Below are 14,445 nucleotides of genomic sequence, written 5' to 3'. Positions count from 1 at the left end.
TGACGCGGTTGCGACGGCGGGATTAACGGAAGTACGCGGCGATTCGGTCGCCATCGAGGTCGATGACGGAGAACCTCATGCCGTAGATGCTTTCGAGGGTGTCGGCGTTCATGACGGACTCTGGTGGCCCATCGGCCGCGATGACGCCGTCCTTCATCGCGACGATGCGATCCGAGTACACGCTGGCGTAGTTGATGTCGTGCAGGACCAGCACGATGGATTTGCCGTGGTCGTCCGCCAGGCGGCGCAGTAGCTTCATGACGCTGGTGGCGTGGGGCATGTCGAGGTTGTTCAGTGGCTCGTCGAGTAGCACGTACCTGGTGTCTTGAGCGAGCACCATGGCAATGAATGCACGCTGGCGTTGGCCGCCGGAGAGTTCGTGGATGCCGCGCTGCTCGAATTCGCCAAGATCGCAGTAGGCAATGGCCTCGTCGACCTTGTGCACGCATTCTGCGGTGAGTCGTCCACGCGAGTGAGGGTAGCGGCCAAACTCGACCACCTCCCGCACCGTGATGCGCGCCGTCATGTGCGTTTCTTGGCGCAGAATCGACAGGCGCTTGGCGATCTCCCGGGACGGCGCGTTGAACACGTCGAGACCGTCCACCGCGACGAGACCGGCGTCCGCGTCGAGAATGCGGCTGATCATGGACAGCAACGTGGACTTGCCGGCGCCATTGGCGCCGATGACGGAGGTGACCCCGGCATCGGGCAACGAGACGGAGACGTGGTCGACGACCACGGTCTTGTCGTACACCTTGGTGAGGTCAGAGGTAGTGATCATTTTCGCGACTCCTTGACGAGCAAGAGGATGAAGTAGACGCCGCCCACGAGGTTGATGATGGCGCTGAGCGTCCCGTTGAAGTGCAGGACGTGCTGCAACAGGGCTTGCCCGGCGATCAGCGCGAGCACGGCGAGCAGTGCGGCCACCGTGAGATTCACGGCGTGCCGGTAGGTGCGGGTGAGTTGGTACGCCAGGTTGGCCACCAGTAGGCCAAGGAAGCTGATCGGGCCTACCAGCGCGGTCGAGACGGACACGAGCAGCGCGATCACCAGCAACAGCATGGTGAGCGTGCGCTGATAGTTGATGCCGAGCGCGACAGCGCGGTCGCGACCCAGCGTCAGTACGTCCAGTTGCGGGCCGAGCCAATACGCGGCGCCGATGCCGAGGGCCAGAAGCACGGTGGCGATGCCCAGCAGGGTGGTATCGATCGCATTGAAGCTGGCAAAGAGGGTGGAGAGCAGAGAGTCGTACTCGTTCGGATCCATGACCCGGAACATGAAGGACGTGAGGGAACTGAAGAATGTTCCGGCGATGACTCCGACCAAGACGAGCGTGTAGAGCCCGCGCTTGCCATTGCCCAAGACGAGACGGAACAGCAGCGTGGCGGCGACCATGAGCAGGCACGCTCGGATCAGGAACATGGTCAGCGGGGGAATTGCCGCCGCCGTCGCGGATCCGAGGAAGAACACGACCGAGGTGGCGAGGAGCACGTAGAGCGCATCGAATCCCATGATCGATGGGGTCAGGATGCGGTTGCGGGTGATGGTCTGGAAGATCACCGTGCTGACCGCGATGGCGGTGCCGACCACCACGAGCGCAGCGACCTGTTGCGCGCGTCGGGGAAGTGCGAAGTCCCAGTGGCCGTCCACGCCCCACGTGAGGAATAGTGCGGCCGCGCCGATGGCGAGGAGAGACAGGGCGCCGATGAGGACGCTAGGCCTGCGCATAGCGGTTCCTCCTCAAGACCAACACCAGGAAGATTGCCGAGCCCACGACGCCCACGATGGTGCCGACGGCAATCTCGTAGGGGAAGATGATCCATCGCCCCAACATGTCGCACGCGATGACCAGGGCAGCGCCCGCCAGTGCCGTGGTGGGCAAGACGCGGCGCATGTTGTCGCCCATCATGAGCGTCACGATGTTGGGCACGATGAGGCCGAGGAACGGGATGGCACCCACGGTCACGACCACCACGGCCGTCGCGAGGGCGGCGATGGTGAGCCCGGCGCCCATCACGACCTTGTAGTTGACACCGACGTTTGTGGCGAAGTCACGGCCCATGCCGGCCACAGTGAACCAGTTGGCGAACAGGTAGGCGACAAGGGCGACGACCCCGGCAAAGTACAGCGTCTCGTAGCGCCCCTGGATGACTCCGGAGAAGTCCCCGTTGAGCCACACGTCCAGGGTTTGGGTGAGGTTGTTGCGGTACGCGAAGAACTCGGCGATGGCGCGGAAGACCCCGCCCAGCAGGAGCCCGACCAGGGGCACCAGGATCAGGTCCTTGAACTGGATGCGCTGGATCAGCACGATGAAAAGGAGAGACCCGGCGAGCGCGAACAGCATCGCAATCAGGATCTTGCTCATGACGGAGGCGCCGGCAAACAGCAGCGTGGCCGTCAACAATCCGAGCGCGGCGGCGTCGATGGTGCCGGCCGTGGTGGGGGACACAAACCGGTTGCGTGCTAGGTGCTGCATGATGAGGCCCGCCACGGCCATGGCGGCCCCGGCGAGAATGAGCGCGACAGTCCTCGGTACGCGACTGATCAGGAACACGGACCGCACGTCCGGATCCGTCAGCACGTCGTGGAGCGAGACGTCGGCGACGCCCAGGAAGAGTGATCCGACTCCGAGGATCAGCACGAGCGCGGCCGCCACCCAGGGGGCGACGGCCGCGATCCTGCTACTGCTCTTCATCGGGATGAGGGCTGAGACGTCTAGCTAACGACGGAGTTCACGTCATCGAGAATGCCCTGCAGGGCGGTCAGGCCACCAAAGCTCAGGTACCACTTCTCCGTGTCGACATACGCGACCTTGTCGTTGGTCACGGCGTTGGTGCCGTTGACCAGGTCGTTGTCCAGCACCGTCTGTGCGCTGTCGGCTTCCTCGCCGATGGCTGCGTCGCGGTCGAGTACCAGCAGCACGTCGGGGTTGGTCTCCGCGATGAACTCGAACGAGATCGCGTCGCCGTGGTCGTCGATCGCCACCTGCTCCGCCGCCGGGTCGATGCCGAGGAGGTTGTAGACGAAGTCAAAGCGTGAGCCGGGACCGTAGGCGGACACCTCGCCAGCAGACGTCATCACGACCAGGCCCTTGCCAGCATCGGCTGCAGCCGTGTTGATGTCGGCAGCCTGGGTGGAAAGGCTCTCGAGTGCTGCGGCAGCCTCCGCGTCCTTGCCGAAGATGGTGCCCAGCGTCGTGGTGTTGGTCTGGAGCGAGGTCTCGAAGGCGTCGGCTTCCCAGTCAAAGCTGAGGTCGATGGTGGGGGCAATCTTCTCCATCTCGGGCAGCGTCGCCGCCGAGCGTCCACCGACGATGATGAGGTCGGGCTGGAGCGCGTTCACGGCCTCGTAGTCGGGTTCGAAGAGGGTGCCCATGTTCTCGGTGGACGTCGTGTAGTCGGTGAGGTAGGACGGCACGGCGTGGTGAGGGACTCCCGCCACCGCGTCGCCAGCACCCAGTGCATCGATGGTGTCGAGAATGCCGTGCTCGAAGACCACGACGGTCTGGGGGTTCGCGGGCACGGTGGCCTCACCCTGGTAGGTCTGGACGGTGACTTCGGTGACTTCGGTGACTTCGGTGGCCGTCTCCGATGCCTCGGGGCTCGCGTCGGCCGATGTGGCGGCTGCGATGTCGAGAGCAGTGGCGTCGTCCTCGGTGCTCGAGCATGCGGCGAGGGTCATGGCGGCAACGGCCACGAGTGCGGCTCCGCGGATCAGGGGGACAGCAGACAAGGGAATCTCCTAGTAGATGGGGGCGCGAAGGCCCCAAGGATAAGGTAAGGCATACCTAACTGGGCCGGCGCGAATTACGGTACTAGAGAGTTGCTAAAAAGCAAAACGGCAGCACAAAATGGGCCCCATCGGGGCTGCTGTTGCGGTGTGCTTAGGCCGTGACTCCCAGGGAATTGAGTCCTCGCCACGCCATGGTGGTGTTTGCCGGCCGGTCCAGCGTCGCCCACATGAGGCACTTGTTGAGTGCGATGCCCCGCGCGCGTGCCTCGAGGCCGGGGTCGTCCACCAGGGTCGCGGTGCGGTACGCGGCAAAGGCGAGTTCGGCACCCCCCGCCTCGATGGCGGTATAGAGGAATCCGAGGTCGACGGCACGGTCGCAGACGGCCATCTTGCCCCAGTCGATGATGCCAACAAAGGCGCCCTCGTCCGCGAGGATATTGGAGCCATGAGCATCGGCGTGACCCCAGATGCGCTCGGTAGGCTCGTTTGCGGCCATCGCGTCTGCCCACAGGGCCTGGGCCGCGGGGACGTCAACCGATTCGCCACGTGGACCGCGGGCACCGGCGAGCTGAGTGAGGGCCCAAGCCACGTCATCGGCGCGCGTGGCCATGCCTATCGACTGCTCCTTGTTGAACGGCGCATCGGCCGCCGCCCGGGTGTGAACCTGGGCAAAGGCGAGGCCCAAGCCCGGGCCCGCCGCGGTGTCGAGTGGGGCGATGTCCGCGGTGGTGCCGGGCAGCCACGACACGATCGCCCAGGGCCACGGGTAGCCCTTGCCGGGCTTACCAACGCGTTCCACCGTGGGGCTGGGAAAACCCCAGTCGGGGGACAGCTCCGGAAGCCAGCGGATCTCCGTCTCGAGCGAGGCGACTGCGGCCTCTACGCGGGGCAGGCGCATCGCGAAGTGATCGCCCAACCGGTACGTCACCATGTCCCAGCCGTCAAAGCGGGTGCCCAACTCCAGTCCCGCGAACTCGGGGTGCTGCTGCTTGAGCAGCGAGCGCGCGGTCTTGTCCGTAATCGACGAGTGGGCCGCAGGTGGGCCATTGGCCCCAACGCGGGTGGATGAGTCGGGGCTGGTCATACGCTCGACGCTAGCACCGCATCGGTCGCGAGGGTGGAACAAATCGGTGGTCTGCGTTGTCTAGTAGATACGCCTCATGCCGGGCTAGATCGTCAGGCATGAAGCGTAGGCTGACCCTGAAAGGAGCCACCATGACCCCCAAGATTGAAAAGACCGACGCGCAGTGGCGCGAGGAGTTGTCTGATGAGGAGTACGCGGTGCTCCGCCAGGCGGGCACCGAGCGCCCCGGAACAGGTGCGCTGCTCGACAACAAGCGCGACGGCGTCTACTCCTGTCGCGCGTGCGGCGCCGAGTTGTTCCGCTCCGACACTAAATTCGACTCGCACTGCGGCTGGCCCAGCTTCTTCAACGCAGAGAACGATGCAGTGGTGCTGCTCGAGGACGCTTCGCTGGGCATGGTGCGCACCGAGGTACGCTGCGCCACGTGCGACTCGCACCTGGGTCACGTGTTCCCCGACGCGCCGCAGACGCCCACGGGAGACCGGTACTGCATCAACTCCGTGTGCCTGACGTTCGAAACCGAGAGCGAGCACGCCGCCAAGTCCGATGGTGCGCTGCCCTATAACGGTGGGGATGGCTTCGCCGATCCCAAGCCCAACCACTACACCGGCGAACAGTAGGACCCGTTTTGGCTGAACACCGCTACCGCCGGCCCGCCATGCTCGACATGGAGGAGGCCGAGCAGATCGAGGGCGACATCGACCCCGCTGACGTGGGGCTGATTGCGCACGAGACGGCCGGCGCGGTGGTGGCGCAGGCTCGCGAGGCAGGGGACCCTGCGCTGGTGGAACGCCTCATCAAGCTCGTGGACGAAGAGGGCATCGACACCGTCGCGATGATGTGGTCCAAGGCCGGAGCGCACACCTTGCCGGGTGCACTGTGGCGCATCTACATGCTGCGTGAGTGGGTGCAGCACGACGCCGTCTCCGTTGCTCGCTCGTATCACCACGGTGTCCAGGCGGCCAACGTGCGCCACGCCATCGCGGGAGTCGAGGACCCGCCGGGCCCCAAGGAGGTCAAGACATTGGCCGACTCCGTGTTGTCGGGGGTGTTTTCCGGTGACCTGGCCGTGGCGCTCGACCGCGCGGGCGCCTTCTGCCGGGTGGTCGCGACGGGGGCGGCGTTTGAGGCCGAGTCCGATGACGGCCACGCTGACGCGCGTGCCCACCAGACCACCATGCGTGCGGCGCAGTTGCTGCGGACCGGTGAGGACCTCGAGCGGTGCGCTGCCATGTTCCGCGAAGGCCGCCTGGACTGAGGTTATCCACGGTGACTGAACTCGCAACGGAACGCTTTACGGTGGTCGTCGATCTTCAGCGCGGCGCCAAGATCACGTCGTTGCTCGATCACACTGGCCGTGAATGGCTCGCGCAAGCCGCGCCCGGTGCCAATCGTCAGGCGGGTGCCGCGTTCACCGATGCCGAGATGGCCGGCTGGGACGAGTGTGCTCCCACCATTGACGCATGTGTCGTAGATGGGGTGTCGATGCCGGATCACGGCGACCTGTGGGACCAGCCGTTCATAGGCGACGCCGCGCATTCGGAGGTCACGCGCGATGGACTGGGCTTCACGTTCGAACGCTCGATCACCGAGGTGCCTGAGGGCATACGGCTTAACTACCGGGTAACCGCCCTGCGGGAACAGATCCCTTTCCTCTGGGCGGCCCACCCGCAGTTCAGCGCTCCCGTCGGTACACGCGTCAGCATTGCCGCGAGTCGCATCGTCGATGTCATTGACCCCGAGGAGCCGTTGACTCCGATGGAGGCTGCCACGTCGACGATTGACACCGTCGACCACGGAAAATTCCGCAAATGGTATGCGGACCCTCAGGAGCCTATCCACAAGGCGTCGCTCATCCGGGCCGACGGTGGCGTGCTCGACATGTCATGGTCCAGCAACTGCCCGTACGTGGGGGTGTGGTTCGACAACTGTGCCTTCTCGCGCGAACCAGTGATCGCGATCGAGCCCAGCAACGGATACCGAGACGCTCTTGCCCTCGCGATCGAGCGCGACAGGGTTGTATATGTCGAGCCGGGCAGCCCGCTCGAATGGTGGGTCGAACTGCGGCTTCGCTGACGGCGGAGCGATCCGTCTGCAAGGGCGTCACGGCAGGCGTAGGCTGGCCAGTGACGTCGGACCGCGGCAGCCCCGGGCTCCAATACCAGCCGCCTCGAGCGGCCTTTGCGCCGACTGGCGCTCCCGGTCCGACGTCGCTTCAACTCAAGCGAACCCGTCGCCTTCGCGAGGCGGGCGCACGACCCTGCCGCGGCATCGGCCGTTAGGGGTGGACGTGCAGCAGGTGAGTCTCCACGGCGGTGACCCGCGGCCCAGACTCGGTATCGAGCACGTGCGCGATGAGCGCGCCGCCGGCGGGCAAGTAGGGGTTCTTGCGGGGCAGCGCACCCCGTGTGTACTTGCGGGTCGCAGCGCGGACCATCTCCACGATGGTGGGCAGGGTGGGCCGGTGCACGGCGACGACCCGACTCACCTGCTTGCCCAGCAAATTGGTCAGCGTGGATGCAGTCTTGAGCGGTTTACTCGCGTGGCCGGGCTCGGTGAGTTCGTCGTAGGTCTTGATAGGGAGGCCCGCGGCATCGGCAAACGGGCGTACCGTCGCCACGCACCGCTCTGACGGAGAGGAGCCCACGTGCTTGACGCCGAAGGCGGCGATCAGGGGCACCAGCTGCTCGGCACGCTGTTGCCCAGCCTTGGTAATGGGTCGGTCGTCGTCGGTGCCGCCCCAGGCCTTACGGCGCTTGGCGCGGGCGTGGCGCACCAGCACAAACGCGCGGGTATCGAGGCGGTCGTGCTCGTAGGACGATACGAGCGCCTCGAGCGGGCGCAGGTCGTCAGAGAAGGTGATCTTCTTGCGCGCCTCAGGAACGGTGAGCCACCGCATCTTGTCGATCTCGTTCTTGGAGGCCGGCTTGACCGGAGGACGGGCGGCGACGGCGCGCGAACCGGGGGAGGACAACTGGGCGGCCCAATAGCGAACCACCTTCTGCTTGCCCGACGCCATGGGATAGCGCAACGACGGCAACGGCTGACCGAGCGTCACCTGCTTGCCCGTCTCCTCCGCGACCTCGCGGATTGCGCATTGCGGCAAGGTCTCGCCCTTGTCGAGCTTGCCCTTGGGCCACGACCAGTCGTCGTAGCGTGGGCGGTGCACCGCGAGAACCTGGAGCTCACCGTCACGGACGCGCCAAACCAACGCGCCCGCCGAGATCACGATCCCGGGAGGGTATTCGGTCACTTGCGCTTGGCCCGTCGCTTGGGCTGACGCTTGATGTAGGTGGACTGAAGGTCCTTGAGGCGGTTGCCTTCGTCATCCTCTACGATTCGCTCCCACGATCCGTCCTCGCGGAGTTCCCACGCGGAGAACTTGTCGCTCATCACCATGTCGATATTCTCCACGATGTTGGCGCGCTGCTGGTCGTCAATGATCGAGATCAGTGCCTCAATGCGCCGGTCCAGGTTGCGGTGCATCAGGTCGGCCGAGCCGATGAAGACCTCAGGGTCTCCGCCTCCCGCAAACGCGTAAATCCGCGAGTGCTCGAGGAACCTGCCCAGGATGGAGCGCACCCGAATGTTCTCGCTGAGTCCGGGCACTCCTGGACGCAGCGCGCAGATGCCACGCACCACCAGGTCCACCTGCACACCCGCCTGCGAGGCGCGATACAGCGCATCGATGGTGCGCTCATCCACGATCGAGTTGATCTTGATCTTGATCCACGCGGGTTCACCCTTGGCGGCGCGCTTGGCCTCCGCGTCGATGCGCTCCACGAGGCCAGCACGCACGCCGACAGGCGCCACGATCAGGCGGCGGAACTTGGCCTTGGGGGCGTAGCCGGAGAGCTGGTTGAAGAGTTTGGTGAGGTCAGCGCCCACCTCTTGATCGCGCGTGAGGAGCCCGTAGTCCTCGTAGAGTCGTGCGGTCTTGGGGTGGTAATTTCCGGTTCCGATGTGGCAATACCGTGCCAGGCCATCGTCCTCCTGGCGAACCACCAGTGACAGCTTGCAGTGCGTCTTGAGGCCCACCAGGCCGTAGACCACGTGGACGCCGGCCTGCTCAAGCTTGCGCGCCCAGGAAATGTTGCGTTGCTCGTCAAAGCGCGCCTTGATCTCGACCAGCGCCAGCACCTGCTTGCCATTGCGTGCGGCGTCGATCAGCGCATCGACGATGGGAGAGTCTCCGGACGTCCGGTACAGCGTCTGCTTGATGGCCAACACCTTGGGGTCCACCGCCGCCTGCGCGAGGAAGGCCTGCACCGATGTCGAGAACGAGTCGTACGGGTGGTGCAGCAGTACGTCACCCCGAGTGATGGAGTCGAAGATGTTCTGCTCGTCCGCGGTCTCCACCGGCGCGAGCTGATGGTGGGTGGTGGGGCGGAACGCGGGGAACTGCAGGCGCGGGCGATCCAGGTCCGCGATCACGTGCAGGCCCGTCAAGTCGAGCGGCGCCGGCAGGTGGAACACGTCGGTCTCAGTGATGCCGAGTTCGCGTACCAGCAGCTCGCGGATGCGCGGCGGCAGGTCCTCCGCCACTTCCAGGCGCACGGCAGGGCCAAAGCGGCGACGCAGCAACTCCTTTTCCATGGCCTTCAGGAGGTTCTCGGCATCGTCCTCCTCGACCTCGACGTCCTCGTTGCGCGTGACACGGAACGTGTAGTGGTCGAGTAGTTCCATGCCGGGGAAGAGGTAGTCGAGGTGGGCCGCAATGACGTCCTCGAGTGGCACAAAACTGCGCGGCTCATCGGATAGCGACGAGGCGTCGGTCACCTGGGACGCCCGGCCACGGGCATCCACGGAGATGAACCGGGGCAGTGTTTCCGGAACCTTGACGCGCGCGAAGTGGTGCTTGTCGGACTCGGGGTCGCGCAGTTCCACGGCGAGGTTAAGCGAAAGGCCGGAAATGTAGGGGAAGGGGTGTGCGGGGTCCACGGCGAGCGGTGTCAGCACGGGGAAGATGTCCGAGCGGTACAGCTTGCGCAGGCGCTCCTGCTCCGAGTCCTCGAGCTCGTCGTAGCGCACCAGATGGATGCCCTCCTCGAACAGTGCGGGGACAATCTGCTCCTCAAACACGTCGGCGTGACGGTCCATGAGGATGTGCGCGTGCTCGGTCAGTGCCTCGACCAAGCGGCTGGGGCTCATGCCCGTTGCCGACGGCACGGCAAAGCCAGCGGCGATGCGGCGCTTGAGGCCGGCCACGCGCACCATGAAGAACTCGTCGAGGTTGGACGCGAAGATAGCGAGGAAGCGCGCGCGTTCTAACAGTGGTGTCTCGGGGTCCTCCGCGAGCTCGAGCACACGCTCGTTGAACGCGAGCCAGGAGAGCTCGCGGTCCAGGAAGCGATCCTCGGGCAATATGGAATCCGTTGCGTCCTCCTCGTCATCCACCGGGATCACCGCCGGGATGGCGAAGGTCTCCTCAGAGACCACTTCAGGAACCGCGTCGGCTTTGGGGCCGGAGGCGGGAATGGACTGCACTGAGTCGAGGCTGTCGGACATGCCCCCATCGTGGCACGCCCCCGGGAGTGGTGACCAGCGTTTGGCGAAGTATTTACGTGGATGTCATACATGCCGCTGCTAATCGTCCCTTCGGACGATGGTTAGTTTCAGTGATTTCAGGTATAACTAAAAACATGACGAATTGGGAAGCGGACGATGCTACGGCGACTTACGTTGCGGACGTGGCCGAATACTGGGAACGGGGTGGGTTCTCCCACGCCGCCGGCCAGATCCTTGGCCACCTCATGGTCTGCGAGCCCGCGGAGCAGACACAGGCGGAACTCGCGGAGGCGCTAGGCCTCTCCGCCGGCACGGTCTCCACTCAGCTGAAGATCCTGCTCGCCGTGGAGATGGTGGAGCGCGTGCGCAGCCGCGGCGTGCGTACCTCCTTTTACCAAGTCCCCAAGAACATGTGGACGCGCGTGCTCGCCAGCGAGACCTCCCGCATCGGCGGCCTGCGCGGCCTAGCCGACCAAGGACTAAAGGTGCTACCTCAAACCAGACCCGACCGCATCGTCTCGCTCGACCAGATGGTGCGCTTCTTTGAACACGAATGGCCGCAACTCGAGGAGCGGCTCGAAGAATTTCTACGGAAGGAAGAGTCATGAACGACTCCCTAGCAATTGAGACCATCGGTTTGACTAAGAAGTTCGGCAACTTCACGGCGGTCGATGATGTTTCGCTGCAGATTCAGCGCGGCGAGATTTTTGGCTTCCTCGGCCCCAACGGCGCGGGCAAGTCGACCACCATCAAGTCGATCCTCGATCTGATTCGACCGACGACCGGCGAGTGCCGGGTGCTGGGGCTGGATTCCCGTGCGGACGCGGTCGAGATCCGGCGGCACTTGGGCTTTCTGCCTGCGGATCTCGCGCTCTACCCAAGTCTTACCGGCAAGCAGACACTTGCTTACCTGGGTCACTTGCGTGGCGGAGTCGACTGGAAGTGGATTGACCAACTCGCCGAAAGGTTCGACGCTGATCTGAGTAAGAAGATCAGCGAATACTCGTCCGGCAACCGGCAAAAGGTTGGCCTGATCCAGGCATTCATGCACAAGCCACAGGTACTCATCCTGGACGAGCCCATCACGGGCCTCGACCCACTGGTGCAGCTCGAGTTTCACACGCTGATGCGCGAGCATGTCTCCCAGGGCAACACCGTATTCCTGTCCTCGCACACGATCTCAGAGGTCGAGCGCGTCGCGGACCGCGTGGGCTTCATCCGTCGTGGTCACCTGATCGCCGTCGAGACCATGAGTGAGCTACACGACAAGGCGCTCGGGCGCATCACGCTCGAGTTCGCCGAGCCCGTACCCGCCTCGGTGTTCGAGGGGATCGAGGGCGTCCATGAGGTGACGACCGAGGGCCCAACGGTGACTGCGCAATACGAGGGGTCGATGGCGCCGCTGCTCAAAGTTGCGACCGAGCGTGAGGTGGTGTCCGTCAGCTCGGCGTCGGTCGATCTCGACGAGATCTTCCTCGAGTTCTACCGCGACGAGGTCCAGGCGGCCGATGCCGCAGCTAGTGACGGCGGAGAAGGCGCGGCCGCATGATGTTGCGCAGTCTCTACCTCAAGACGGTTCGCGACCGCTGGGTAAGCGCACTCATCGGCGTCGGATCGCTCTTTCTGATCGCGTGGATGGTCCTCGCCGTGTACGGGGGGTTGGACTCCGAAGCCGTCGACGTCTTCGAATCGCTTCCACCCGCTTACCTGTCGCTGATTGGAATCCCTGCCGATTCGGGTTCCGCGGGCCTGGCCATCAGTATGTTGTTCAACTTCATTGGTCCTTTCGTGATCGCGGGGATCGCCGTCTCGATGGGGTCTGCCGCGATCGCCGGCGAGGAGCGGGACGGCACCATGAACCTGCTCGCCACAGTGCCGCGCAGCCGGTCGCGCATTCTGCGATCTAAGACTGCAGGTGTGCTCACGATCGTGGTGGGAATGACAACGATCTCTTGGCTGTCCTATCTCGCGGCGATAGCGATCACGGGTTCTGACACAGGCTCACTCAATCTCATCGCGGCAACGGTCCAGGTGGGCGCCGTGGCAATTCTCTATGGCTCAGTAGCGCTCGCGATTGGAGCCGGGACTGGAAACCAGGCCCTAGCATCGGGCGTGGCCGTGGCCTTCATTGTGGTGAGCTTCTTGGGTGCCGGCCTACTGCCATTGATTGATGGTTGGGCCGACTGGGCGAAGATATTCCCCTGGTATTACATCTCTGGGTCGCAGCCGCTGAACAATGGCGTTGACTGGACCCAGGTTGCGGGCCTGCTGGGGATTGCAATCATCCTGTACGTGCTCGCTTGGTGGGGATTCAATCGCCGTGACGTGCAGTCGGGCGGGGCGAGGGCGCCGATGCTCGAGCGTTTGCGCTCCAACCCACACCTAGCCAAGGCTTTCGCATTGCTCTCCGGAAGTGGCAGCGTGCGCAGCATCGCTTCACGCGCATTCACCGACCTGCGCGCCTTGCTGGTCATCGCCGGATTCGGTGTCCTGTTCATGGGCTTCGTGGTGGGCGTGATGTTCCCGTCAATATCGGACTCCGTAGGCGGGCTCGTCGACAGCATGCCCGAATCGGTTTTGGCGATGGTGGGCTTCGCTGACTTCTCTACGGCCACTGGCTGGTACTTCGGCGAGATGTTGACCATCCTCGCGCCCATTGCCGTGTCCGTAGTGGCGATTAGTGCCGGCGTCGCGCTGGCTGGGGAGGAGAAGAATCGCACCATTGGGGTCCTACTCGGCACTCCCACGTCCCGCAACAAGGTGGCGCGCGGCAAGGCGATCGCGGTGATCTTTGGTTCGGTGGTCGTGGGGTTCGCGACGTTTGCTGGCATTGCATTGGGAAACCTCGCGGCCTCGCTCGAGATGAGCTATTGGAACATTGCCGCGGCGGGACTGCTCCTCGTCGGTCTTGGCATGGTGCTGGGTGCTGCGGCATTCCTGGGTGGAGCCTTGACTGGCAAGACCTCGGTGGCCCTAGGGGCCGGGGTTGGCCTAGCGGTCCTTGGTTGGGGAATGAACTCGTTCCTTCCCATCAACCCGGACCTCGCGAACTGGGCCAAGATTTCGCCCTTTTATTACTACTCGGGGGAGAACCCACTCGAGGAGGGCATGAACTGGGGTCACATGGGAGTGCTGCTGGCAATTGCTGCGGTGCTGACGCTCGTTGGAATCCTGGCCTACAACCGCCGAGACCTCAGGGGCTAATCCCGCCAGCCACCTTCCCAACTCCGCCCCCAACCCCCATCACCGTATTGGTCCGATTTGGCACGGATCTCGGCCTCTGCGAGCGCTGTTGGTCCTTTCTGGCACAGGTCCGAATCGGGCATGTGCCAGAAAGGACCACTAGGGCTCAGAGAAGGCCAGGACCGTGCCAAATCGGACCAATAGGAGAGGGGGCGTGAGGTGGCCCGCTATTGCATGGCGGCTAGGCCGGCCCTCGTGAACTCAATCGCGCGGTCAAGATCACGCTGGATCTCCTCAATCGAGGACGCGGCGGGGCGTGAGGGGCGAGTCCCCTTGTGGGGGAAGTCGTGGCCCACGGGCATCGAGGCGGCGAGGGCGGCGATAGCGGCTGCGGACGCAATGTCCGGCAGGGCGTCGTCATCGGCACTGCCCAGTTCCGTGCGCAAGGCGCGAGATAGCGCCTGACCGATGCGGTCCAAGTACCGCAGCGCGTGGCCGACGATGTGGTCGTGCTCGGCGGCGAGCGAATCAATCACGCGCGAGACGTGCGGACTCACCGCCCCTCCATCGGTGGACATCTCCATGACGCGTTCGCGAAGGAAGCTCAGCACGTCACCTTCGGCGGGAGGGGTGGCGAGATCTGCTTCAAGGGAAGTGATCGCATCGTCGAGCGGTGCGAAGAGCGCGGCCTCTTTAGTGGGGAAGTAGCTAAAGTACGTGCGCGGTGACACGCCAGCGGAGGCGGCGATCTGCGCGACTGTGGTCTCGTCGTAGCCGTTCTTCTCGAACAACTCGAGCGCGGCCTCGTGGAGCGCGAGGCGTCGCTGCGCCTTTTTGCGCTCGCGCAGTCCTCCGTCGATGTCAGTCACTGTCATTCCGCCATACTACGCAAAAGTTCACTGACTGTAAATATGCAGTGGTTGCAGATTCGCAAGGCG

At 64.4% G+C, this 14,445-nt stretch carries 13 protein-coding genes and 1 pseudogene; 6 read left to right on the top strand and 8 right to left on the bottom strand.

Going from position 1 to position 14,445, the window contains the following annotated elements; translation table 11 throughout:
• Positions 1 to 22 precede the first annotated feature (22 nt).
• The 5 genes from AOP73_RS02265 to AOP73_RS02245 all read right to left on the bottom strand — a co-directional run bounded on the left by AOP73_RS02265 (position 23) and on the right by AOP73_RS02245 (position 4,816).
• The gene (locus AOP73_RS02265) at positions 23 to 781 is read right to left on the bottom strand and encodes an iron ABC transporter ATP-binding protein (RefSeq protein ID WP_061963014.1); all 759 of its coding nucleotides are present in this window, start codon (positions 779 to 781) and stop codon (positions 23 to 25) included.
• Positions 778 to 1,728 carry an iron chelate uptake ABC transporter family permease subunit gene (locus tag AOP73_RS02260; RefSeq protein WP_061963013.1) on the bottom strand — a complete coding sequence of 317 codons (951 nt, stop codon included), beginning with the start codon at positions 1,726 to 1,728 and terminating at the stop codon, positions 778 to 780. Before AOP73_RS02260 ends, AOP73_RS02265 begins: the two co-directional genes overlap by 4 nt.
• The gene (locus AOP73_RS02255) at positions 1,715 to 2,695 is read right to left on the bottom strand and encodes an ABC transporter permease (RefSeq protein WP_061963012.1); all 981 of its coding nucleotides are present in this window, start codon (positions 2,693 to 2,695) and stop codon (positions 1,715 to 1,717) included. Before AOP73_RS02255 ends, AOP73_RS02260 begins: the two co-directional genes overlap by 14 nt.
• 20 nt (positions 2,696 to 2,715) lie before the next feature.
• On the bottom strand, positions 2,716 to 3,732 hold the full coding sequence (locus AOP73_RS02250) for a siderophore ABC transporter substrate-binding protein (RefSeq protein ID WP_201774485.1): 1,017 nt from the start codon (positions 3,730 to 3,732) through the stop codon (positions 2,716 to 2,718).
• 151 nt (positions 3,733 to 3,883) lie between these two features.
• Positions 3,884 to 4,816 (bottom strand): phosphotransferase, encoded by a 933-nt coding sequence (locus tag AOP73_RS02245; protein WP_061963011.1) that lies wholly within the window; start codon positions 4,814 to 4,816, stop codon positions 3,884 to 3,886.
• Positions 4,817 to 4,947: 131 nt separating this feature from the next.
• Between AOP73_RS02245 and msrB the strand changes: the two are divergent.
• The 3 genes and pseudogenes from msrB to AOP73_RS02230 form a co-directional block, all read left to right on the top strand.
• Positions 4,948 to 5,337, top strand: a pseudogene (gene msrB / locus AOP73_RS02240) (peptide-methionine (R)-S-oxide reductase MsrB); the annotation flags it as partial.
• 107 nt (positions 5,338 to 5,444) lie between these two features.
• Positions 5,445 to 6,074 (top strand): hypothetical protein, encoded by a 630-nt coding sequence (locus tag AOP73_RS02235; RefSeq protein ID WP_236683482.1) that lies wholly within the window; start codon positions 5,445 to 5,447, stop codon positions 6,072 to 6,074.
• Positions 6,075 to 6,085: 11 nt separating this feature from the next.
• Entirely contained in the window at positions 6,086 to 6,892 is an 807-nt protein-coding gene (locus AOP73_RS02230; RefSeq protein ID WP_061963009.1) for an aldose epimerase family protein, read from the top strand.
• Between the two features lie 202 nt (positions 6,893 to 7,094).
• Here AOP73_RS02230 and AOP73_RS02225 read toward each other — a convergent pair whose 3' ends face one another.
• Positions 7,095 to 8,069: an NUDIX hydrolase gene (locus AOP73_RS02225; RefSeq protein ID WP_061963008.1), complete on the bottom strand. Its 975-nt coding sequence runs from the start codon at positions 8,067 to 8,069 to the stop codon at positions 7,095 to 7,097.
• Entirely contained in the window at positions 8,066 to 10,324 is a 2,259-nt protein-coding gene (locus tag AOP73_RS02220; RefSeq protein WP_084626497.1) for an RNA degradosome polyphosphate kinase, read from the bottom strand. The genes AOP73_RS02225 and AOP73_RS02220 overlap by 4 nt, the downstream gene beginning before the upstream one ends.
• 134 nt (positions 10,325 to 10,458) lie before the next feature.
• Between AOP73_RS02220 and AOP73_RS02215 the strand changes: the two genes are divergently transcribed.
• The 3 genes from AOP73_RS02215 to AOP73_RS02205 are packed head-to-tail and all read left to right on the top strand — an operon-like array spanning position 10,459 to position 13,528.
• Positions 10,459 to 10,932, top strand: a complete 474-nt coding sequence (locus AOP73_RS02215) for a GbsR/MarR family transcriptional regulator (protein WP_061963007.1) — start codon at positions 10,459 to 10,461, stop codon at positions 10,930 to 10,932.
• Positions 10,929 to 11,873 (top strand): ABC transporter ATP-binding protein, encoded by a 945-nt coding sequence (locus AOP73_RS02210; protein WP_061963006.1) that lies wholly within the window; start codon positions 10,929 to 10,931, stop codon positions 11,871 to 11,873. Before AOP73_RS02215 ends, AOP73_RS02210 begins: the two co-directional genes overlap by 4 nt.
• Complete coding sequence (locus tag AOP73_RS02205; RefSeq protein WP_061963005.1) at positions 11,870 to 13,528, top strand: DUF2705 family protein; 1,659 nt, start codon at positions 11,870 to 11,872, stop codon at positions 13,526 to 13,528. Before AOP73_RS02210 ends, AOP73_RS02205 begins: the two co-directional genes overlap by 4 nt.
• Positions 13,529 to 13,734: 206 nt before the next feature.
• Here AOP73_RS02205 and AOP73_RS02200 read toward each other — a convergent pair whose 3' ends face one another.
• Positions 13,735 to 14,382: a TetR/AcrR family transcriptional regulator gene (locus AOP73_RS02200; RefSeq protein ID WP_061963004.1), complete on the bottom strand. Its 648-nt coding sequence runs from the start codon at positions 14,380 to 14,382 to the stop codon at positions 13,735 to 13,737.
• Positions 14,383 to 14,445: the final 63 nt, after the last annotated feature.

Source organism: Demequina aurantiaca, from assembly GCF_000975135.1.
Lineage (GTDB): Bacteria > Actinomycetota > Actinomycetes > Actinomycetales > Demequinaceae > Demequina > Demequina aurantiaca.
The sequence above is the reverse complement of the archived record's forward strand: the minus strand, read 5'-3'. Positions and strand labels throughout refer to the sequence as shown.